This window comes from Klebsiella sp. ZJOU C1 (assembly GCF_035620215.1).
In the GTDB taxonomy this organism is placed as follows: domain Bacteria; phylum Pseudomonadota; class Gammaproteobacteria; order Enterobacterales; family Enterobacteriaceae; genus Klebsiella; species Klebsiella variicola.
Map to the genome: position 1 here is coordinate 1,712,141 of NZ_CP141644.1, position 21,909 is coordinate 1,734,049.

Below are 21,909 nucleotides of genomic sequence, written 5' to 3' on the forward strand. Positions count from 1 at the left end.
CAGTCTTACTTCTGGAACCATTTGTTATAGATGGTCTGGTAAGTGCCGTCTTTCTTCACTTTTTCCAGCGCAGCGTTAAATTTCTGCTGCAGGTCGGTGTTGCCCTGACGTACGGCAATGCCCAGCCCGGTGCCGAAATAGGCTTTGTCGGTCACTTTATCGCCCACGGCCGCCAGCTTCGGATTGCTCTTCAGCCATTCGGTCACCACGGCGGTATCGCCAAAGACCGCGTCAATACGACCATTCTGCAGATCCAGCTTCGCATTCTGGTAGCTGTCGTAAGGAACGGTAGTGATTTCCGGATGTTTATCGGTGATGAATTTCTGGTGGGTGGTGCCGTTCTGCACGCCCACTTTTTTGCCCTTCAGCTGGTCAATGCTGGTGAACTTGCCCTGCTGACCGACGAACAGCGCCGAGTTGTCATAATACGGGGTAGAGAACAGCACCTGCTTTTCACGCTCCGGTGTGATGTCCATCCCGGCCATGACCGCGTCGAAACGGCGGAATTTCAGTCCCGGGATCAGGCTGTCAAAGGCCTGGTTGGTGAAGGTACAGGTGGCGTCAATCTCTTTACACAGCGCGTTCGCCAGATCGACATCGAAACCGACGATCTGGTTGTTGGCGTCCACCAGCTCAAACGGAGGGTAGGAGGCCTCGGTGGCGAAACGAATGGTCTGCGCGGCGGAAGCGGAGAGGCTCATGCCTGCGAGCAGGGCGGCAATCAGTACTTTTTTCATCGTCATTTCCCCGAAAAACATCAATGTGAAAGATAGTTTTTAAACGCGTCAGTTTGCGGATGCGTGAAGCAGGAGGCATCCCCTTGCTCGACGATATGGCCATTTTCCATATACACCACCCGGCTGGCCGTCTTGCGCGCCACTTCAACTTCGTGGGTGACGATAACCTGGGTGATGCCGGTTTCAGCCAGCTCGCGAATGATGCTGACGATCTGAGCCGTGATTTCCGGGTCAAGCGCCGCGGTAGGCTCATCGAACAGCAGGACCTGGGGCTCCATCATTAGCGCGCGGGCGATAGCCACACGCTGCTGCTGGCCGCCGGATAAATGCAGCGGGTAGCGATCGCTGTAAGGCTTCAGACGCAGACGCTCCAGCAGTTTCTCTGCGCGAGACAGCGCCTGATCCTTGCTTAACCCCAGTACGCGGCAGGGGGCTTCGATCAGGTTCTGCTGTACCGTCAGGTGCGGCCACAGGTTGTATTGCTGGAAGACCATGCCGACGTTCTGACGCAGCTCGCGAATCGCTTTATCGGACGGCGCTTTGGTGAAGTCGAATTGGTTGCCGGCGATGGATAACGAACCGGACCGCGGCATCTCCAGCAGGTTGAGTACGCGTAGCAGCGAGCTCTTCCCGGCACCGCTGGGGCCGAGCAGCACCAGCGTTTCCCCCTGCGGGCAATCCAGCGTGATGTCGAACAGCGCCTGGTGTGCGCCGTAGAAGCAATTAATGCCGTTTAGTTTAATACTCATCTGGGCAGTCTGATACGAATAGCTATTGAGGCCGCAAATACTACCTTTGGCAGAATAGTTATGCAATATTTATGCGTTAAAAGTTAAATCTAAACCACGTTTAGCTTTAAAGTTAGCACAAAATATGGCCTGGTGGGTGAGGGGGGCGCAAATGTCGGCATTCCTGGGGCGAATACCGACATTTTACCGGGGTTATCGTTTCAGCGGGGTGGCTTCAACTCCGGAATCAGCGTTTCTCCAGACTCTGTCGCAGCGTCCCGGCTGGCGCATGGCTGTTGTTGCCGAGATAGCGGACGTCATCGACAGCCCAGCACTGGCCTTCCTGGATCATCAGCACTTCATCTTTCCAGCTCTGGGTGCCCTGTTTCAGTTCGACGCGCAGCGGAATATTGCGCGCATCACGGTTCGGGATGGTGGAGGCGCTGGCGACCACGGCGCTGTCTGCTGGGGTGCTGCTGCTGGAGAACGGGTTAGCCTGCAGCAGTTTGCTGTTGGCCGGATCCTGGCGGGCGTCATTGAGTAACTGCGCCAGTCCGTCGCTCAGATAGGGGCGCAGCGCCGCCGGATCCTGAGTGCGGTTCTGGATCTGAGTGTCATAGAATTTTTGCGCTACGTCGTCAGGGCCGCCTTCGACACAGGGGCCGCTGCGGGTACCATTATCTTTATAGGCCGGGGTGACGGTCGTACAGGCGCTGAGCGCCAGCGCGCAAGGGAGAAGTACAGCAAGAAGTTTGTAGCGCATGATGATTTCCTTATAAGCGAACTACGTTTTCAGTTTCCGTTAAAGCATAGCGTATAGCGTGCGGATTGTACTTGACGCAAAGAGCTAAGACCTTGATGTGACAACGGCCTTAAGGCAGGAAGTCGACAATGCGCATCACCGAATGATATTCAGGCAGGAAAAACCAGGCGCCGTTTAAAAATAAACAGACTTTTTGGGCAAACAAGAAACATTACCCGGACAATAGGATAATGTTTCTTGAGATATAAGATTAATTACTTCTTCTTATAGATGTTAGCGGAGACGTGCAGTTTTTTATCGGTATTACCGGAAGAGAGCACGATAACGTCCGCGCCTTTTTCATCGGCCTTTTTAATCAGCTCTTCACGGGCATCGCTCGGCGCAGTCTGGCCGGTAGAGGAAATGGTGCCGATTTTGGTATATTGCGTATGGACCTTATTAAAGGCTTCTTTCGTTAAAATCTCAGCGGAGAAGGCGTTCGCCGTTAAAAACAATGCTGCACCTGCCACTAAAGCTGCATATTTCATATTTTTAGACTCCATTGTTTATTTTGCTATCATCATGCTCTTGTTTTAACTCACCAATGAGCGATTTCAGATTGTACTAACGCCGCTTTTTTTTCAAGCAAAATACTGCAATTTTATGACGATTAGTTAACGCTTTTTTAAAGAAAAGATGACGAGGTTCTCATTGATAATGCTTGCTTTTTTTTGCGGAATGAACATTGAGGCGACGCAAGACCTTTTTTTACTGTGGTTAGCTGAAAATTAGCTGAGGCGCACGCAGGAGAAGGGGCCGGGACGCTGACAGACATTCCCGGTAACATGGTTTATCATATAGAACAGCAGGGGCTGCACCCATGGTCATGCAGGTCACCAGGGAGATAAGATGTTAACAAATAAGCGAGAGCAGGCCCGGCAGCAGCGAGCCGCGTTGTGGGCCACCAAAGATAATGTTCAGCGCCATGCGCTGTCCATGAGTATGCCCTGGCTGGCCTTTGTCAATATCGCTTTTGCGTTAATGATTTTCTTCCGCAATTTTATCTTTACCTATTTTGATAAGAAGTTACTGACGCACCGGGCGGTTATTCCTTATATCGAAGTGGCGCTGATCGCGGTTATTATTATTTCGGCCGTTTTAGTGATTATTGCCGTCACGCCGCGGCTGGCGCAGGGGCGATATACGCTGAATATCATCACCGGGCTGCTGCTGGCGCTCAGCCTGTGCTGGTCCCTGAGTAATTACTGTTTTATCTTTTTCTGGACCTTGCCCTTCGCCTGGCCGCTGCTGGTGATTTTAATGACCACCGGCCTCACCGCGCTCTATCACCACTGGCCCGGCATTATCGCCTTTATGCTCCCAATGTGGGTGACCGCCTTGCTGGCAGGGGTGCAGATTCACTATGACGGTGAATTTCGTTTTTTGACCTTATGGGCTATTTTCACCGCGATTTTGCTTTATGGACGGCGTATTCTGCAGCGCTGGTATGATGAAGCCTGGGATACGCATCAGGAAAATATGCAGCTTATCCAGCGGCTGGAAAGTATCGCTAACCGGGATGCCTTAACCGGAACGGCCAATCGCCGGGCACTGAATGCTTTTCTGGCGCAGCTCTGGGAGCAAAAAGCGCCGTTAGCGCTGATGATGATCGATGTCGATTACTTTAAGCGTTATAACGACCATTACGGCCATCAGGCCGGCGATGACTGCTTATCGTCTGTCGCGCAGGTGCTTAAAATGGCGGTGCGGGCTGAGGACGATTTGGTGGCCCGCTACGGCGGCGAGGAGTTTGTCGTGGCGCTGCCGGGGGTTTCCTTAGCGCACGCCACCGTCATTGCCGAGCGCATTCAGCAGAAAATCCACGACGCGGCCTTGCCGCATGAAGCCTCTGCGGTGGCGGCGGTAGTGACCGTCAGCATGGGCGTTGTGGCTTCCGACGGCACGGTCCCGATGGAGACGCTGATCGCCCGGGCGGACAGTGCGTTGTATCAGGCTAAAAATAAAGGACGTAATCAATGGTCTTATTAACCCGGCTCCACTGCCGGGCGAGGGAAAGGGGATGAAACGGATTGCGCAGGTCGCCCTGCTGGCGCTGCTGTTAACCGGCTGTGCCGGGGAAAAGGGAATTATCGATCGCGATGGATACCAGCTGGACACTCGCCATCCGGCGCAGGCAGCCTATCCGCGAATAAAAGTGCTGGTGATCCACTATACGGCAGACAATTTTGATGTTTCTCTGGCGACGTTGACCGATAAAGAGGTCAGCTCCCACTATTTAATCCCCGAGCAGCCGCCGCGTTATCAGCATAAACCGCGGATCTGGCAGCTGGTGCCGGAAGAGGATTTAGCCTGGCACGCCGGGGTGAGCTACTGGCGCGGCAGTACGCGTATCAATGATACGTCCATCGGCATTGAGCTGGAGAACCGCGGCTGGCAGAAGACGGCGGGCGTCAAAAGCTTTACCCCCTTCCATCCGGAACAGATAGCGGCCCTGATCCCGCTGGCGCGCGATATTATCACCCGCTACCACATCGCGCCGCAGAACGTGGTGGCCCATGCCGATATCGCGCCGCAGCGTAAAGACGATCCGGGGCCGCTGTTTCCCTGGCAACAGCTGGCGCAGCAGGGGATTGGCGCCTGGCCTGACGAGCAGCGAGTGGCCTTTTATCTGAACGGACGGCCGGCCAGCGATCCCGTTGACCCAGAGGTGGTGCTGGATTTACTGGCGCGCTACGGCTATCAGGTGACGCCGGAGATGACCCCCGCGCAGAAGAAGCGGGTGATTATCGCCTTCCAGATGCACTTCCGTCCGCAGCGCTGGGATGGCGTAGCGGATGCGCAAACTGAAGCGATAGCCGAGGCGCTGTTAGAAAAATATGGCCAGGGTTAGCGGTGAAGTTTACCGTGGTCGCGTAGCCAGGCGGCGGTACGCACAATGCCGTCGTCAAGCGTCACCACCGGCTGATAGCCCAGTTCATCCTGCGCGCGGGTGATGTCGAGCGTAAAATCAAAGTTAAGTTTGGAAACGCCGTAGTGGGTAAAGGCGGGCTCTTTGGCTGTTTTATCGCCAAAACGTTCCATGCTGCGGGCAATAATATCCAGCATCGGGTAGGGAACTGAGCGGATCCGGCACTTGATGCCCAGCTCGTCGATCAGTTTCTGCACGATGCTTCGCAAGGTGCGCGGTTCGCCGTTGCTGATATTCCACGCGCGGGCGGAAGGAAGATGATCGCAGGCCGACTGGCTCGCCAGCCACATCGCATGCACGGCGTTTTCATAATAGGTCATGTCGACCAGCGCGCTGCCGCCCCGCGGCAACAGGACGCTGCCATAATGCTGCATCATTTGCGCCAGCCGGGGAATAAAGACTTTATCGTGCGGCCCGAACAAGCTCTGCGGACGCAGAATGGTAAAACGGGTGTGCGGGTTGGCCTGCGCCAGCAGGTTGATCACCTCCTCGCTGGCCGCCTTGCTGCGGGCAAACTCGTTGGCGAAGCGATGCGGGCGGAAATCTTCCTGGATATCGCGATGGTGGTGATAATCGAAATAGAGCGATGGCGAAGAGATATGGACGAAATTGCGCACCCCCCATGCCACAGACCATTCGCCCAGACGGCGGGTGGCGCGGACGTTAGCGAGATCGAAAGCCTGCTGGGTGCCCCAGGGCGAGGTAAAACTCGAACAGTGCCACAGGGTATCGATACCGGCGAGCATCACTTTAGCCTGCGAAGAGACCAGCTCGGTTAAATCGGCCGGGATGAATTCTGCCCCCATTTTGCTCAGAAGCTTACCCATCGCTTCGTTGCGCCCGGTGGCTCTCACGCTGATGCCCTTATTGCGCAGATATTCCACTGCGTTGCGGCCTAATCCGCTGGTCGCACCGGTAACCAGTACCTTCATATCACTCTACTGTCCCAGAAAAGAATTTCGTGCGCATTTTTCCGTGATTCTCCCGACTATGCAATGAGAATCATGAAAGAATAATGCTTATCCTTGGTCTCTGCCTGAGATTTGTTCGGCCAGCCGGGCGATGCGTTGCGCCATACCGCGGAAAATAAACAGGTGCGCCGGGATCATCAGCAGCCAGTAGATCAGTCCGGGCATACCGTGCGGGTGCCACCAGGCGCGCACGTCCAGTTCGCGATGGTCGCCTTTATCGTTTATCGTAAAGCTTAACCGGCCCAGCCCCGGCGCTTTCATACCGAACAGCAGGGTGAGCTGTTTTTCTTCCTCCACGATAATTACCTTCCAGCTGTCGACCGTATCGCCGGTTTGCAGATAGTCGCGCTGCGGCCGTCCTTTGGCTAACCGATGGCCGACCAGCAGGTCCATCGCACCACGGGTTTTCCACAGCAGATTGCCGAAAAAATACCCCTCTTTACCACCGATTTGGTTAACGACCTGCCACAAGGCCTGGCGGCTCGCCTGGGTGGTGACGGTGCAGCCAGCCTGTTTCGGAAAGTAGCCGTACTCCGGTCGCCAGCGGGCGAAAGCCTGGGCGTCGTAGCCCCAGTCGCTGGAGTTTACCAGCTGCTCTTCTTCTTTCAGCGTGCGGCGAACCGCCTGATCGAAGGGGATCAGCGTTTGCGGGATCAGCGCTCGCAGCGTCCGGTCGTCGGCGATCAGATCGTGCTTCAGCCCCTGAATCAGCGCCCTGGCGATGGTAGGCGGCACCGAGGTGATAACGTTAAGAAACCACACTGAGATCCAGCGCGTCGGCAGGGGAATGGGAATGAGCGGGCGATGTTTACCGCTGACGGCCATAAAGTGGATAAACTGCTGCTGATAGCTTAACACCTCCGGACCGGCGGCTTCGAAGACGCGATGCGCGTTGGACGGATGATTCAGCAGCTCAACCAGGTCAACAAGCAGATTTTCCAGGGCGACAGGGGTGGTACGCGAGCGTACCCAGCGCGGGGGAGTGAGCACTGGCAGGTTATAAACCATATCGCGCATCACCTCGAAGGCGGCAGAGCCGGCGCCGACGATAATCCCGGCCCGCAGTTCGGTCACCGGCACGCCCGACTCACGCAGGACCTCACCGGTCACCTGGCGGGCGCGCAGATGGTCAGATTGTTCCTGCGCCGGGGCCTGCAGCGAACTGAGAAATATCACCTGGCGCACTGACGACTGACGCAGGGCATCGCGCACATGCGTGGCCACCCGGCGTTCATGGGCGATAAAATCGCCGCCTTCGCCCATACCGTGTACCAGATAATAAAGGGTATCGATGCCGGCGAGCAGTGCAGGCAGAGCCTGCGGCTGATTAAGATCGACTGACCGACAGGTGACGCCGGGCAAATCGAGTTTTTGCAGTCGGTCGATGTGGCGTGCCGCCGCCAGCACTGGATAACCCCGCGCGCTTAACTCGCGCACCAAATGCTGGCCAATATAGCCGCTGGCGCCGAGCACCAGAACCGATTGCGACACGCCTGACTCCTTAGCGCTGTAAAAAAGCCTGCCAGTGAGCGACCACCTCGCTCAGCTGCTGACGGTTGACATCCAGGTGAGTGACCAGACGGACAACAGGCGAGGCGTTAATCAACACGCCGCGCGCCTGCATAAACTCGCCGAGCGCCGGGGCCTGCGCTTCGCCAACGCGCACAAACAGCATGTTGGTATCATGGCGGGTGACGTCGGCGCCGATGGCGCGAAGCTGCTCCGCCATCCACGCGGCGTTGTCATGATCCTCCTGCAGGCGCTGTACGTTATTTTTCAGCGCGTACAGCCCGGCAGCGGCCAGTATGCCCGCCTGGCGCATGCCGCCGCCAACCATTTTCCGCCAGCGGATAGCACGGCGAATGTATGCCTCGCTGCCCAGCAATAGCGAGCCTACCGGGGCGCCAAGCCCCTTTGACAGGCAGATGGTGAAGGAGTCGCAGTATTGGGCAATATCACGCAGTTCGCAGCCGTAGGCCACTACGGCGTTAAAGATACGCGCGCCGTCGACGTGCAGCGCCAGGTCGCGCTGGCGGGTAAACGCCCAGGCTTCCTGCAGATAGTCGCGCGGCAGCACCTTACCGTTGTGGGTGTTTTCCAGGCTCAGCAGGCGAGTCGGGGCAAAATGGATATCGTCGGGTTTGATTTTCGCCGCCACTTTATCCAGCGGCAGCGAACCATCGGCTGCGGCGTCAATCGGCTGTGGCTGAATACTGCCGAGGACTGCCGCGCCGCCGGCTTCGTACAGATAGTTGTGCGCCCCCTGGCCGACGATATACTCTTCGCCGCGCTGACAGTGGCTGAGCAGGCCAACGAGGTTGGCCTGGGTGCCAGTGGGCAGAAACAGCGCCGCCTCTTTGCCCGCGAGGTCGGCGGCATAGCGCTGCAGTTCATTGACGGTAGGGTCGTCGCCATACACATCGTCCCCGACCGGGGCGGCCATCATGGCCTCCAGCATGGCGCGCCCGGGACGGGTAACGGTATCACTGCGTAAATCGATCACGGCTTTTCCTTGGTCTGGTTCAACGTATTGCTTCTGTTTTACCTGAGCCAGTTGGTTTTCGCCAGTTCGATGACCTCATCGCCGCGCCCGCTGATGATCGCCCGCAGCATATACAGGCTAAAGCCTTTGGCCTGCTCCAGCTTGATCTGCGGCGGGATAGCCAGCTCCTCTTTGGCGACCACGACGTCGACCAGCACCGGACCGTCGGTGCGGAAGGCGGTCTGCAGCGCTTCATCCACCTCGGAGGCTTTTTCAACGCGTATACCTTTGATACCGCAGGCCTCGGCGATGCGGGCGAAGTTGGTATCGTGGAGCTCCGTACCGTCGGTGAGATAGCCCCCGGCCTTCATCTCCATCGCCACGAAGCCCAGCACGCTGTTGTTAAAGATGACAATTTTCACCGGCAGCTTCATCTGCGCCAGCGACAGAAAATCGCCCATCAGCATGCTGAAGCCGCCGTCGCCGCACATGGCCACTACCTGCCGTTCCGGAGCGGTGGCCTGGGCGCCGATGGCCTGCGGCATGGCGTTGGCCATTGAGCCGTGGTTGAACGAGCCCAGCAGGCGGCGTTTGCCGTTCATTTTGAGATAGCGTGCCGCCCAGACGGTGGGGGTGCCGACATCGCAGGTGAAAATGGCGTCTTCATCGGCAAAATGACTGATCTGCTGCGCCAGATACTGCGGGTGAATGGCTTTATCGCTGGGCTTCGCCAGGTCGTCGAGTCCTTTTCGCGCGTCGCGATAGTGCTCCAGCGCTTTATCCAGGAAGTGGCGATCGGTTTTCTCTTCCAGCAGCGGCAGCAGCGCTTTTAGCGTCGATTTAATATCGCCCACCAGCGCCATATCGACCTTACTGTGGGCGCCAATGCTGCCGGGGTTAATGTCGATCTGAATAATTTTGGCGTCGGTTGGATAGAAGGCGCGATAGGGGAACTGGGTGCCCAGCAGGATCAGGGTATCGGCGTTCATCATGGTGTGGAAGCCAGAAGAGAAGCCAATCAGCCCGGTCATGCCGACATCGTACGGATTGTCGTACTCCACGTGCTCTTTGCCGCGCAGGGCGTGGACGATGGGGGCTTTAATTTTGGCCGCGAACTCCACCAGCTCCTGATGAGCGCCGGCGCAGCCGCTGCCGCACATGAGCGCGATATTGCTGGAGTAGCGAATAAGCTGCGCCAGCTTGCGCAGTTCTTCTTCCGCCGGAGTGACCGTCGGCAACGGCGCATGATACCAGTGGCTGCTGGCGCTCTCCGGGGCGGCCTTCAGCGCCACGTCGCCGGGCAGCACCACCACCGAGACGCCGCGGTTAATCACCGCTTTACGCATGGCGATGGCCAGCACCTGCGGAATTTGTTCCGGGGTGGAGACCAGCTCGCAGTAGTGGCTGCATTCGCGGAACAGCTCCTGAGGATGGGTCTCCTGAAAATAGCCGCTGCCGATTTCGCTGGAGGGGATGTGGGCGGCAATGGCCAGCACCGGCACATGGTTACGATGACAGTCAAACAGACCGTTAATCAGATGCAGGTTGCCCGGCCCGCAGGAGCCGGCGCAGACCGCCAGTTCGCCGGTCAGCTGCGCCTCGGCGCCAGCGGCGAAAGCAGCCACCTCTTCGTGCCGGGTGGGCATCCAGTCGATGGTGCCCATGCGGTTCAGACTATCGCTCAATCCATTGAGGGAATCTCCGGTGACGCCCCAGATACGTTTCACGCCGGCCTGTTCCAGCGTTTTGGCAATGTATGCGGCCACGGTTTGTTTCATGATCTCCATCTCCTTTTTGTGATAACGCCTTCAAGCTTAGATGAAACTGCAGGTTACGTTGCTGATTGTCCCTTATTTTTTGCTGGTTTTATTGCTGAAAAATTGTGCATACTCAGGGACCTCACAGGTTGTAAAACAGGAAGCACATCAGATGGTTAAGGGAATGTTAAACGCAGTAAATAAAACGCTGTCGCATGACGACGCCGGTAAACTCTTGTTACGACTCGCCGTCGGCGGGTTAATGCTGTTTCACGGTCTGCACAAGCTGCTGGACGGCGTGGGCGGGATCAGCGGCATGCTGGTGGCGAAGGGGTTGCCGGGGTTCATCGCCTACGGTGTGCTGGTGGGGGAAGTGGTCGCTCCCTGCTTGTTAATTCTCGGCGTCCTGACCCGCCCGGCGGCGCTGGTGCTGGCGTTCACCATGGTGGTGGCGTGGCTGATGGTCGGTCTCGGCAAGACGTTTGCGCTTGATGCGGTGGGGGCGTGGGCGATCGAGAACCTGGTCTATTTCTTTGTTGGCGCGCTGGCGATTGCGCTACTCGGCGCAGGGCGTTATTCGCTGGCCGGCCAGTCGGCCTGGCGGTAAAAATGCCTCATTTGTCCTGGGGCGTAAAGTCGATACTGTTGCCGGTTTGCAACTTTTTCAGTCTGAGAAAATGTTTATCTCATGTCGCCTGAGCGTTTATTGTCGCCCGGGATTTTCCCGGAGTCGGCGCATTGCGCCTTCTCCGGGCTACCCAATCGCACAGCGCTGTAGCTCCGGTAAGCGGTAGCGCCACCGGGGATTTTGACCTCAGGCGAGAACCAGATCGCTCTGCGGATGGCAGGAGCAGGCCAGCACATAGCCGTCGGCGATTTCGGCGTCGGTTAACGTCATGGTGCTGGTGACGCTGTACTTCCCGGAAACCACTTTGGTTTTACAGCAGCCGCAGACGCCGGCGCGGCAGGCGACGGTCACCGGCACTTTATTGCTCTCTAGCGCATCAAGCAGTGTGGTGCCCACCGGCGCGTAAAACTCGCGCGCCGGCTGCAGTTTGGTAAATTTCAGTCCACTGGTCGCGGCTTCCGCCACCGGGGTGAAGAACTTCTCCTTAAAGAAGCGGGTGACGCCCAGGGCGGCAACATCCTGCTCGACCTTCTCCATATAAGGCGCCGGGCCGCAGGTCATCACGGTGCGGCTGGCTAAATCCGGCACGCTCTGCAGCAGCTCCCGGGTCAGACGGCCGGCGACAAAGCCATGAGTGGCATGGTGCTCTGCCACCAGGGTGACCGGATACTGGCGCCACTCCTCGGCAAAGATCACATCCTCCGGCGAACGCACGCAATAGATCACCTGCACGTCGGCCTGCGGTCGATACTTCGCCAGCCAGCGACGCATCGACATTATCGGCGTTACGCCGCAGCCGGCGGCCAGCAGCAGGAATTTATCTTCCGCTTTATCGTCGCAGGTAAACTCGCCCATCGCATCGGACAGCCAAAGGTAATCGCCGCGTTTGACCTCGCGGGTCAACCACTGCGAACCCGCGCCCTCGTCAATACGGCGAACGGTCAGCGTAATGTACTCGCTGACCCCCGGCGTGGAGGAAAGGGTATAGGCGCGCAGCGTTTCCGCCGAGTGACGCACGCTGACCAGGGCATACTGGCCGGCGCGGTACGGATAGTAATCGTGGCACAGCAGCGAAAGGGTCCACACGTCCGGGGTTTCCTGGTGAATGTGGTGAACCTGCATCCGCCACGGGCACTGGGAGGTTGGCATGGTCATCAGGGACTCCTTAAGCGCTCAGCAGCTGCTGCATATCTTGTTCCACGGTGGTCACGGACCGCAGACCAAACTTCTCATTGAGGACCGCCAGCAGATCCGGGGTGAAGAAGCCAGGCGCCGTCGGGCCGGTGACGATGTTTTTCACCCCCAGCGACAGCAGCGTCAGCAGAATGACGATCGCTTTCTGTTCGAACCAGGAGAGCACCAGCGACAGCGGTAGGTCGTTAACACCGCAGCCCAGTTTTTCCGCCAGCGTAACCGCGAGAATAATTGCCGAGTAGGCATCGTTGCACTGCCCGGCGTCGACCAGACGCGGCAGACCTTCGATATCGCCGAAGTCCAGCTTGTTGAAGCGGTATTTACCGCAGGCCAGGGTCAGGATCAGACAGTCATCCGGCACGCTGGTGGCGAAATCGGTGAAGTAGTTACGCTCCCCGCGGGCGCCGTCGCAGCCGCCGACGAGGAAGATATGGCGCAGTTTTTCACGGCTGACCAGATCGATCAGCGTATCCGCCGCGCCAAGCAGGGTCTGACGGCCAAAGCCGACGGTGATCAGATGCGGGATTTCGCTGTACGGGAAGCCCGCCATCTGCTGCGCCTGGGTGATAACCGGGGCGAAGTCTTCACCTTCCAGATGGTTCACGCCCGGCCAGCCGACGATGCTGCGGGTCCAGATGCGGTCGTCGTAGGCGCCGACGGTGGGGTCGATGATGCAGTTCGAGGTCATCACGATAGGGCCCGGGAAGCGGGCGAATTCCACTTGCTGGTTTTGCCAGCCGCTGCCGTAGTTGCCGATCAGATGTTTGAATTTACGCAGCTCCGGATAGCCGTGCGCCGGCAGCATTTCGCCGTGGGTATAGACGTTAACGCCGGTGCCTTCCGTCTGCTCAAGCAGGTTATACAGATCTTTCAGATCATGGCCGGAGATCAGGATGCACTTCCCTTCGGTGGCTTTAACGTTCACCTGAGTCGGCGTCGGGTGGCCATATTTAGTGGTTTCACCAGCGTCAAGGATGCTCATCACCTGGAAGTTCATCTGGCCGATTTCCATCGAACATTCCAGCAGCGCGTTCATATCCGCCGGCCAGGTTCCCAGCCATGCCATGATTTTATGGTACTGGGCATAAATCGCGTTGTCGTACTGGCCGAGTACGTGGGCGTGCTCCATATAGGCCGCCGCGCCTTTCAGGCCGTACAGGCACAGCAGACGCAGACCGAGAATATTCTCGCCGATGGCGGCTTTATCTTTATTTGGGGCATAGTCTGCCGCCTGACGCTGCAGGTCACCCAGATCGTCGCTGACCAGGTGTAAATCGGCTACCGGGTTATCAACCGCGGCGCTGGCGTCGAGGTTCTGGCACTGCGCTTTCAGCGCTTCACGCAGGGCAATCGCCTGGCGGGCGTAGCCGACGATGCGTGGAGAATCGAAGTTGACGTTGGTCAGGGTGGAGAAGAAGGCGCGGGGGGCGAAACTGTCGACCTCATGATCGATAATGCCATATTCGCGGGCCTTGAGCGCCCAGGCGGACAGGCCTTGCAGTGACGCAATCAGCAGATCCTGCAGATCGGAGGTTTCCGCTGTTTTACCGCACATCCCCTGCGCGTAAGAGCAGCCGTTGCCGGCTGGGGTACGAATGGTTTGTTCACATTGCACACAAAACATGGTCACACCTTTAAAGTTATATTTAATATACATGTTTAAGGTTATGCCGCATGGCACAAGGTGAAAAGGCATTTCTGATACAACTTAAAGGGAGATTGATTTAGCGCAAATTTGGCGGCAGTAAGTCTGCCGCCAGCGGGTATTCAGGCGGTAAAAAAGGCGATAAGGATCGGGACCAGCAGGCTAAGCAGAAAACCATGCACGATAGCGGCAGGAACAATCTCGACGCCGCCGGAACGCTGGAGTACCGGTAAGGTGAAGTCCATCGAAGTGGCGCCGCACAGCCCCAGCGCTGTGGAGCGGCTGCGGCGAACAAGGCCCGGAATTAACATGATAGCCAGCAGCTCGCGACACAGATCGTTAAAGAACGCCGCGCTGCCGATCACCGGGCCAAAGGATTCAGTGAGTAAAATACCGGAGAGCGAATACCAGCCGAAACCGCTCGCCATCGCCAGACCGGTCTTTAACGGCAGACCGAGAATAAAGGCGTTAAGTATCCCGCCAAGTAATGAACTGGCCATAACCACCATGGCGACGATCATTCCCCGACGGTTAAGGACTATTTGTCGCAGACTCATTCCATTATTGCGTAATTGAATACCGACGAGGAACAGGAGAAAGATCAGCGTATATTCGCTGGCTTCGGTCGCGTGCTGTAAAAAAGACAGGCCGGTCAGGCCGAGCAGAAAACCGAGCACGACCACGCCGCACAGCTGCAGCGATTCCAGGGCCATGGCCAGGCGCGAAGGTAATTTCTCCTGCCGATGCTGACTGCGCCATGGCATTTTACTTTCCAGCCACAACAGGGCGGCAATATTACACAGTAAAATGATGACCACGCTCACTGCAGCGTAATGCAATATGGCCAGCAGGTTGCTTGCCAGATTGTCGAGGAATGCCAGGCTGATCCCCATAAAGAAAAGGATGACATAGACAATCCAGCTGAGCATCCGGTTAATCAGTTTTAGCGCGGAGGGTTGACGAAGTGGCACCAGATAGCCGACAACCAGCGGCAACAGAATGATGAAGAGTCCCGATAACATGAACGATGCAGCCCTTGCATAATGAGAATAGCGCCCATGACACTACCCAAATCACCGGGCCGAGTAAAGCTGCCACCAGAAAGAAAAAGCCCGGAAACCCGGGCTTTACAAAGGATTAATCGCGTTTTTCCAGCAGGGTGCGATACAGCACGCCGCCGAGGATCCCGCCGACGATCGGCATGACCCAGAACAGCCACAGCTGCTGCAGCGCCCAGCCGCCCTGGAAAATCGCTACCGCGGTGCTGCGCGCCGGGTTGACCGAGGTGTTGGTAACCGGAATGCTGATCAAATGGATGAGGGTCAGCGCCAGGCCGATAGCGATCGGCGCAAAGCCCGCCGGTGCGTGTTTATCGGTCGCGCCATGGATAACCAGCAGGAAGCCACAGGTCAGGACAATTTCAATGACGATAGCCGACAGCATGGAGAAGCCGCCCGGGGAGTGTTCGCCATAGCCATTGGAGGCAAATCCGCTGGCGGCGGCATCAAAGCCGGCTTTACCGCTGGCCACCACGTAAAGCACCGCCGCGGCAATAATGCCGCCGACCACCTGAGCGATAATATAGCCAATGACTTCTTTCGCCGGGAAACGGCCGCCGGCCCACAGGCCCAGGGTCACCGCCGGGTTGAAATGCCCCCCGGAAATATGGCCGACCGCAAATGCCATAGTTAATACCGTTAAGCCAAATGCCAGCGCGACGCCGGCAAAACCAATACCGAGCTCAGGGAAGGCTGCGGCAAGCACAGCGCTACCGCAGCCACCAAATACAAGCCAGAAAGTGCCGAAGCATTCTGCTGCTAATTTTCTGAACATAACCACCTCAATTAAATTGTATACGCGCACGAGCGGACCGTGCCGGTCTTTATTTATCGTGATAAGGGATGACGATAAAAATAAAGCGGCGTTATTCTAGAGATAATCGCCATCCCAGAGCCAGTTAAATATATTGATATTATTTGATTTAGGGCAAGGTGAAGGGATTCCGTTTGCCAGTGTAGTCTTTCCTTTATCCGTGGAAGATTATCAATAGTGTAGATCATAACGCCTGAAATAAAACTATTTTGTTTGATGAATAATCAACAGCCGGTAATAGGCGATAAGTGAGTAATTTTATGAATATATTTAATCCGCTGAATATGAGCCACGGATGCGATTAAGCAGAGTGTCATCTTGCCGTCGCCCTCGCTATACTGTTGATTACTGAAGGAGAGTGGTGGTTTAGCGGAGGGGATATGCTTCTTGAGCGCGTAGAAATCGTCGGTTTTCGCGGTATCAATCGTTTGTCGTTGATGCTGGAGCAAAATAACGTCCTGATCGGGGAGAACGCGTGGGGGAAGTCCAGTCTGCTTGATGCGCTGACCCTGCTTTTGTCCCCTGAGTTCGATCTTTATCACTTTGTACGCGATGACTTCTGGTTTCCCCCGGGCGACATCCAGGGGCGCGAGCACCATTTGCATATTATCCTGACCTTCCGCGAAACCGAACCGGGCCGCCATCGGGTCCGGCGTTTTCGTCCGCTTCAGCGCTGCTGGGTACCTTGTGACGATGGTTATCATCGGGTGTTCTACCGTCTGGAAGGCGAGCTCGCCGATGACGACAGCGTGATGACCCTGCGGAGCTTTATCGATGGCGAAGGCGAAGCGCTGGCGGTTGAGGATATTGATGATCTGGCCAGACACCTGGTGCGTCTGATGCCGGTGCTGCGCCTGCGCGACGCGCGCTTTATGCGGCGCATCCATAACGGGACGGTACCGCATTCGCCGCAGATAGAGATCACCGCCCGCCAGCTCGATTTTCTCTCCCGGGAGCTGGTCAGCCATCCGCAAAATTTATCGGACGGTCAGATCCGCGAGGGGTTGTCGGCCATGGTGCAACTGCTGGAGCATTACTTTGCCGAGCAAAGCAGCGCCCAGACGCGGCATCGTCTGATGCGGCGGCGCTCCCATGATGAGCAGCGCAGCTGGCGCTATCTGGATATTATCAACCGGATGATCGATAAACCCGGCGGGCGCAGCCATCGGGTGATTCTGCTGGGGCTGTTTTCCACCCTCCTGCAGGCAAAAGGGACGGTGCGCCTCGATCGCGACGCGCGGCCGCTGTTGCTGATTGAAGATCCGGAGACGCGTTTGCATCCGATTATGCTCTCTGTCGCCTGGCACCTGCTGAATTTATTGCCGCTGCAGCGCGTGACCACCACCAACTCCGGGGAGCTGTTGTCCCTGACGCCGGTGGAGCAGGTCTGTCGACTGGTTCGTGAGTCGTCGAGGGTGTCGGCATGGCGGCTGGGACCCGGCGGAATGAATGCCGAAGACAGCCGGCGTATCGCCTTCCATATTCGCTTCAATCGCGCCTCATCGCTCTTCGCCCGCTGTTGGCTGCTGGTGGAAGGGGAGACGGAGACCTGGGTTATCAACGAACTGGCCCGCCAGTGTGGCCATCATTTTGATGCCGAGGGCGTGAAGGTGATCGAGTTCGCCCAGTCAGGCCTTAAACCACTGATCAAATTTGCCCGCCGGATGGGGATCCAGTGGCACGTGCTGGTGGATGGCGATGAGGCGGGGAAAAAATATGCCGCCACCGTGCTCGGCCTGCTGAATAACGATCGCGAGCTGGAGCGTGACCATTTGACGAGCCTGCCCGCGATGGATATGGAGCACTTTATGTATCGCCAGGGATTTGATGACGTTTATCACCGGGTGGCGCAGATCCCGGATAATGTCCCTATGAATATGCGGCGGGTGATCACCAAGGCCATCCATCGTTCATCCAAGCCCGACCTGGCGATTGAGGTGGCGATGGAGGCCGGCCGACGCGGGGTGGACGCGGTGCCGACGCTGTTAAAGAAAATGTTCTCGCGGGTACTGTGGCTGGCTCGTGGTCGTGCAGATTAACCTGCGCCGTAGGGCTGGCGCAAAGCTCTCCGGTAGCTAAACAAAACGTAAGCAACGTTAAAAATGGGTGTTCTGTTGTCGACGGGTTTGGATAGAATCACCGTCTGGAGCGGCAGGGAAACAGCAGGAATCGGATAATGAAAGTGAAGGGAAAACGCAGGACAATCTGGTGGTTGTTAGCGATCGTTGTGCTGGGTCTGGCCGTCTGGGGATGGCGGATCCTGAATGCGCCGCTGCCGAACTACCAGACGCTGGTGGTGCGCAAAGGTGACCTCCAGCAGAGCGTGCTGGCCACCGGTAAGCTGGATGCCCTGCGGAAAGTTGACGTCGGCGCCCAGGTCAGCGGACAGCTGAAAACGCTGCACGTCAATATCGGCGATAAGGTCAAAAAGGACCAGTTGCTGGGGGTTATCGATCCGGAGCAGGCGCAAAACCAAATTAAAGAGGTTGAAGCGACGCTGATGGAACTGCGTGCCCAGCTCAATCAGGCGCGCGCGGAGAGCAAACTGGCGCAGGTGACTCTGGCCCGTCAGCAGCAGCTGGCGCAGCGCCAGCTGGTCTCGCGACAGGACCTTGATACCGCGGCCACCGATCTGGCGGTGAAACAAGCGCAGATCGGCACTATTGAAGCGCAAATCAAGCGTAACCAGGCGACGCTCGACACCGCGAAGACCAACCTCGACTACACGCGGATCCTGGCGCCGATGGCTGGCGAAGTGACGCAAATTACCACCCTGCAGGGACAGACGGTGATCGCCGCCCAGCAGGCGCCGAACATTCTGACGCTGGCGGATCTCAGCACCATGCTGGTCAAAGCGCAGGTCTCTGAAGCGGATGTCATCCACCTCAGACCGGGGCAAAAGGCGTGGTTTACCGTGCTGGGGGATCCGCTGACTCGCTATGAAGGCACGCTGAAAGACATTTTGCCGACGCCGGAAAAAGTCAATGACGCCATCTTCTACTATGCCCGCTTCGAGGTGCCGAATCCGCAGGGCATCCTGCGTCTCGACATGACCGCGCAGGTGCATATCCAGCTGGCCGAGGTGAAAAACGTGATTACCATCCCGCTGAGCGCCCTGGGTGACGCGGTGGGTGATAACCGCTATCACGTCCGGTTGTTGCGCACCGGCGAGGTAAAAGAGCGTGAGGTTGCCATTGGCGCCCGCAACGATACCGACGTCGCGGTGGTGCAGGGGCTGGATGAGGGAGATGAAGTGATCGTCGGCGAGAGCGCGAGCGGGGCGGCAAAATGACGGCGCTGCTTGAGCTGCGTGATATTCGTCGCAGCTACCCTTCCGGCGACGGCAGCGTTGAGGTACTGAAGGGGATCACCCTCAGCATCAATGCGGGGGAGATGGTGGCGATCGTGGGTGCCTCCGGCTCGGGCAAATCGACGCTGATGAATATTCTCGGCTGTCTCGACAAACCGACCAGCGGCACCTACCGGGTGGCGGGAACCGATATCGCGCAACTGAATGGCGATGCGCTGGCTCGGCTGCGGCGGGAACACTTTGGTTTTATCTTTCAACGCTACCACTTGCTGTCACATCTTACCGCCGCGCAGAACGTTGAAGTGCCTGCGGTGTATGCCGGCAGCGAGCGACGGGCACGCCTGGCGCGCGCCCATGATCTGCTGGTGCGTCTGGGGCTTGGCGATCGGGCTGACTATCAGCCGTCGCAACTGTCCGGCGGCCAGCAGCAGCGGGTGAGTATCGCCCGTGCGCTGATGAACGGCGGGGAAGTGATTCTGGCGGATGAACCGACCGGCGCGCTGGACAGCCATTCCGGCGAAGAGGTGATGGCGATCCTGCATCAGCTCAAAGCTCAGGGCCATACGGTCATCATTGTCACCCACGATCCGCAGGTCGCGGCCCAGGCGGAACGGATCATTGAGATCCGCGATGGCGAGATCGTCCGCAATCCGCCCGGCAGCCGCCAGGGCGGTGGGCTGCGCGCCCGTCAGCAGCCGGAACCCTCGGCGTGGCGTCAGTTTACCAGTGGCTTTCGCGAAGCGCTGGTTATGGCGTGGCGGGCGATGGCGGCGAATAAAATGCGTACCCTGCTGACTATGCTCGGCATTATTATCGGCATTGCGTCGGTGGTATCGATCGTGGTGGTCGGTGATGCCGCCAAACAGATGGTGCTGGCGGATATTCGCGCCATCGGCACCAATACCATCGATGTCTATCCCGGAAAGGATTTTGGCGATGACGACCCGCGTTATCAGCAGGCGCTGAAGTATGACGATTTGCTGGCGATCCAGAAACAGCCATGGGTGCGTTCCGCCACGCCGGCGGTATCGAAAAGCCTGCGCCTGCGCGCCAACAATATTGACGTTGCCGCCAGCGCGGAGGGGGTCGGGCCGCAGTACTTTAATGTTTACGGCATGACCTTCAGCGAAGGCAATACCTTTAATGAACTGCAGCTCAACAGTCGGGCGCAGGTGGTAGTGCTCGACAGCAATACCCGTCGCCAGCTGTTTCCCAATAAAGCGAAAGTGGTGGGCGAGGTGATTCTGGTGGGCAATATGCCGGCCACGGTGATCGGCGTCGCGGATGAAAAACAGTCAATGTTTGGCAGCAGTAAAATTCTCCGCGTCTGGTTGCCTTACACCACCATGGCGGGAAGAGTGATGGGCCAGTCGTGGCTGAACTCCATTACGGTACGCGTTCATGAAGGTTATGACAGTGAAACCGCGGAGAAACAGCTGCTGCGTCTACTGGAGCTGCGGCATGGTAAAAAAGATGTATTCACCTGGAATATGGACAGCATCTTGAAAACCGCAGAAAGGACCACACATACCTTACAGCTGTTCCTGACATTGGTGGCGGTGATTGCCCTGGTGGTTGGCGGTATTGGTGTAATGAATATTATGCTGGTGTCGGTGACCGAACGGACGCGCGAAATCGGCATCCGCATGGCGGTTGGCGCGCGGGCCAGCGATGTACTGCAGCAGTTTCTCATCGAAGCGGTGCTGGTTTGCCTGGTCGGTGGCGCGCTGGGGGTCACGTTATCGCTGATGATCGCATTTATTCTGCAGCTGTTTCTGCCCGGCTGGGAGATCGGTTTTTCCCCGCTGGCTCTGCTAACGGCTTTTCTCTGTTCGACGTTGACCGGGGTGCTGTTTGGTTGGCTGCCAGCGCGCAACGCGGCACGGCTCGATCCGGTGGATGCGCTGGCACGCGAATAGAAATAAAAATGCCAGTCAGAAGGACTGGCATTTTATTAGCAGGATGTACACAATGAAGCAAAAGAGTTATGCAGCCGTTTCCGCTTCCACAGGGACGATCACGCTGGCGTGGTTGCCTTTTGGCCCCTGGTGAACATCAAACCGAACGGCTTGTCCGGCTTTTAGCGTTCTGTAACCATCCATCTGGATGGTGGAGTAATGGGCGAAAATGTCTTCGCCGCCGCCCTCAGGGCAGATAAAACCGAACCCTTTGGCATTGTTGAACCACTTAACAGTACCCATTTCCATACTTCGACATCCTTCGTAAATCTTTATAAGTAAGATGGAATGAACCGGTGGTGGAGTGACGAGTTGTTCAATTGCTCGCCAACTCTCGCCACTACAATTTAGAGAAATACGAAAACGCGTCAAGCGATTGAGGAGGGGGAACGGCGAAAAATGCGTCAAAATTTGAAGCAGTTAACGCTATTGCCGGGGAATGTGACAGCCGTCGCGGATAGAAGCGATAGATGATAGTTATCTATGATCTGTTGTAGATTTGTGATGAGCATAACCTCTGGTCATCGACAGGCCTCCGCCTGTTGGCAACAGCAACCGATGATGAACACTGACGATGAGTAAGAGAGATTGGCTGGACTTCGAGCACCTGGTTGACGACGAAGTTCGTGATGCGATTAAACCGCCATCTATGTATAAAGTGATATTAGTCAATGATGACTACACTCCAATGGAGTTTGTTATTGACGTGTTACAAAAATTCTTTTCTTATGATGTTGAACGTGCAACGCAACTGATGCTCACGGTTCACTATGAAGGTAAGGCGATTTGTGGCGTGTTTACCGCGGAAGTGGCGGAGACCAAAGTCGCTATGGTGAATCAGTACGCGAGGGAGAACGAGCATCCATTGCTGTGTACGCTGGAAAAAGCCTGAATAC

At 57.1% G+C, this 21,909-nt stretch carries 20 protein-coding genes; 7 read left to right on the forward strand and 13 right to left on the reverse strand.

Going from position 1 to position 21,909, the window contains the following annotated elements; all coding sequences use genetic code 11:
• Window positions 1–5 precede the first annotated feature (5 nt).
• From artI to yahO, 4 genes are all read right to left on the reverse strand, one after another.
• Entirely contained in the window at window positions 6–737 is a 732-nt protein-coding gene (gene artI, locus SPE70_RS08085) for an arginine ABC transporter substrate-binding protein ArtI (protein ID WP_002896390.1), read from the reverse strand.
• Window positions 738–757: 20 nt separating this feature from the next.
• Window positions 758–1,486, reverse strand: a complete 729-nt coding sequence (gene artP / locus SPE70_RS08090) for an arginine ABC transporter ATP-binding protein ArtP (RefSeq protein WP_012542343.1) — start codon at window positions 1,484–1,486, stop codon at window positions 758–760.
• Window positions 1,487–1,712: 226 nt separating this feature from the next.
• A complete protein-coding gene (locus tag SPE70_RS08095) occupies window positions 1,713–2,228 on the reverse strand; it encodes a lipoprotein (protein WP_012968629.1) in 516 nt (171 codons plus the stop codon).
• Between the two features lie 254 nt (window positions 2,229–2,482).
• Window positions 2,483–2,755, reverse strand: a complete 273-nt coding sequence (gene yahO / locus SPE70_RS08100; RefSeq protein ID WP_008805825.1) for a DUF1471 family periplasmic protein YahO — start codon at window positions 2,753–2,755, stop codon at window positions 2,483–2,485.
• A 361-nt stretch (window positions 2,756–3,116) separates the two neighbouring features.
• Here yahO and SPE70_RS08105 point away from each other — a divergent pair, with 361 nt between their 5' ends.
• Window positions 3,117–4,256, forward strand: a complete 1,140-nt coding sequence (locus tag SPE70_RS08105) for a GGDEF domain-containing protein (RefSeq protein WP_119867048.1) — start codon at window positions 3,117–3,119, stop codon at window positions 4,254–4,256.
• 31 nt (window positions 4,257–4,287) lie between these two features.
• Complete coding sequence (locus SPE70_RS08110; RefSeq protein ID WP_008805827.1) at window positions 4,288–5,118, forward strand: N-acetylmuramoyl-L-alanine amidase; 831 nt, start codon at window positions 4,288–4,290, stop codon at window positions 5,116–5,118.
• On the opposite strand, the gene SPE70_RS08115 is transcribed toward SPE70_RS08110, so the two are convergent.
• From SPE70_RS08115 to poxB, 4 genes are all read right to left on the reverse strand, one after another.
• Window positions 5,115–6,128, reverse strand: coding sequence for an NAD-dependent epimerase/dehydratase family protein (locus SPE70_RS08115; protein WP_008805828.1), 1,014 nt, complete (start codon window positions 6,126–6,128; stop codon window positions 5,115–5,117). The two genes, SPE70_RS08110 and SPE70_RS08115, sit on opposite strands and share 4 nt — an antisense overlap.
• An 87-nt stretch (window positions 6,129–6,215) precedes the next feature.
• Window positions 6,216–7,658: an SDR family oxidoreductase gene (locus tag SPE70_RS08120; RefSeq protein WP_047666196.1), complete on the reverse strand. Its 1,443-nt coding sequence runs from the start codon at window positions 7,656–7,658 to the stop codon at window positions 6,216–6,218.
• 10 nt (window positions 7,659–7,668) lie between these two features.
• Window positions 7,669–8,670 carry a low-specificity L-threonine aldolase gene (ltaE, locus tag SPE70_RS08125; RefSeq protein ID WP_012542339.1) on the reverse strand — a complete coding sequence of 334 codons (1,002 nt, stop codon included), beginning with the start codon at window positions 8,668–8,670 and terminating at the stop codon, window positions 7,669–7,671.
• A 38-nt stretch (window positions 8,671–8,708) separates the two neighbouring features.
• Window positions 8,709–10,427 (reverse strand): ubiquinone-dependent pyruvate dehydrogenase, encoded by a 1,719-nt coding sequence (poxB, locus tag SPE70_RS08130; protein WP_008805831.1) that lies wholly within the window; start codon window positions 10,425–10,427, stop codon window positions 8,709–8,711.
• A 151-nt stretch (window positions 10,428–10,578) separates the two neighbouring features.
• Here poxB and SPE70_RS08135 point away from each other — a divergent pair, with 151 nt between their 5' ends.
• A complete protein-coding gene (locus SPE70_RS08135) occupies window positions 10,579–11,013 on the forward strand; it encodes a DoxX family protein (RefSeq protein ID WP_016160554.1) in 435 nt (144 codons plus the stop codon).
• Window positions 11,014–11,220: 207 nt separating this feature from the next.
• Here SPE70_RS08135 and hcr read toward each other — a convergent pair whose 3' ends face one another.
• From hcr to aqpZ, 4 genes are all read right to left on the reverse strand, one after another.
• Window positions 11,221–12,189, reverse strand: a complete 969-nt coding sequence (gene hcr / locus SPE70_RS08140) for an NADH oxidoreductase (protein WP_049162167.1) — start codon at window positions 12,187–12,189, stop codon at window positions 11,221–11,223.
• Between the two features lie 10 nt (window positions 12,190–12,199).
• Entirely contained in the window at window positions 12,200–13,852 is a 1,653-nt protein-coding gene (hcp, locus tag SPE70_RS08145; protein WP_012542336.1) for a hydroxylamine reductase, read from the reverse strand.
• A gap of 143 nt (window positions 13,853–13,995) precedes the next feature.
• Entirely contained in the window at window positions 13,996–14,895 is a 900-nt protein-coding gene (locus SPE70_RS08150; RefSeq protein WP_008805835.1) for a LysO family transporter, read from the reverse strand.
• 115 nt (window positions 14,896–15,010) lie between these two features.
• Window positions 15,011–15,706: an aquaporin Z gene (aqpZ, locus tag SPE70_RS08155; RefSeq protein ID WP_002896434.1), complete on the reverse strand. Its 696-nt coding sequence runs from the start codon at window positions 15,704–15,706 to the stop codon at window positions 15,011–15,013.
• A gap of 419 nt (window positions 15,707–16,125) precedes the next feature.
• Here aqpZ and SPE70_RS08160 point away from each other — a divergent pair, with 419 nt between their 5' ends.
• The 3 genes from SPE70_RS08160 to macB all read left to right on the forward strand — a co-directional run bounded on the left by SPE70_RS08160 (window position 16,126) and on the right by macB (window position 20,974).
• Complete coding sequence (locus tag SPE70_RS08160; RefSeq protein ID WP_008805837.1) at window positions 16,126–17,784, forward strand: ATP-dependent endonuclease; 1,659 nt, start codon at window positions 16,126–16,128, stop codon at window positions 17,782–17,784.
• Window positions 17,785–17,921: 137 nt separating this feature from the next.
• The gene (gene macA / locus SPE70_RS08165) at window positions 17,922–19,037 is read left to right on the forward strand and encodes a macrolide transporter subunit MacA (protein ID WP_008805838.1); all 1,116 of its coding nucleotides are present in this window, start codon (window positions 17,922–17,924) and stop codon (window positions 19,035–19,037) included.
• Window positions 19,034–20,974 carry a macrolide ABC transporter ATP-binding protein/permease MacB gene (gene macB, locus SPE70_RS08170; RefSeq protein WP_008805839.1) on the forward strand — a complete coding sequence of 647 codons (1,941 nt, stop codon included), beginning with the start codon at window positions 19,034–19,036 and terminating at the stop codon, window positions 20,972–20,974. Before macA ends, macB begins: the two co-directional genes overlap by 4 nt.
• Before the next feature lie 66 nt (window positions 20,975–21,040).
• Here macB and cspD read toward each other — a convergent pair whose 3' ends face one another.
• Window positions 21,041–21,262 carry a cold shock-like protein CspD gene (cspD, locus tag SPE70_RS08175; RefSeq protein WP_002896516.1) on the reverse strand — a complete coding sequence of 74 codons (222 nt, stop codon included), beginning with the start codon at window positions 21,260–21,262 and terminating at the stop codon, window positions 21,041–21,043.
• A 325-nt stretch (window positions 21,263–21,587) separates the two neighbouring features.
• On the opposite strand from cspD, the gene clpS reads away from it, so the two are divergent.
• Window positions 21,588–21,905 (forward strand): ATP-dependent Clp protease adapter ClpS, encoded by a 318-nt coding sequence (clpS, locus tag SPE70_RS08180; RefSeq protein WP_002896520.1) that lies wholly within the window; start codon window positions 21,588–21,590, stop codon window positions 21,903–21,905.
• The last annotated feature ends 4 nt before the right edge of the window (window positions 21,906–21,909 follow it).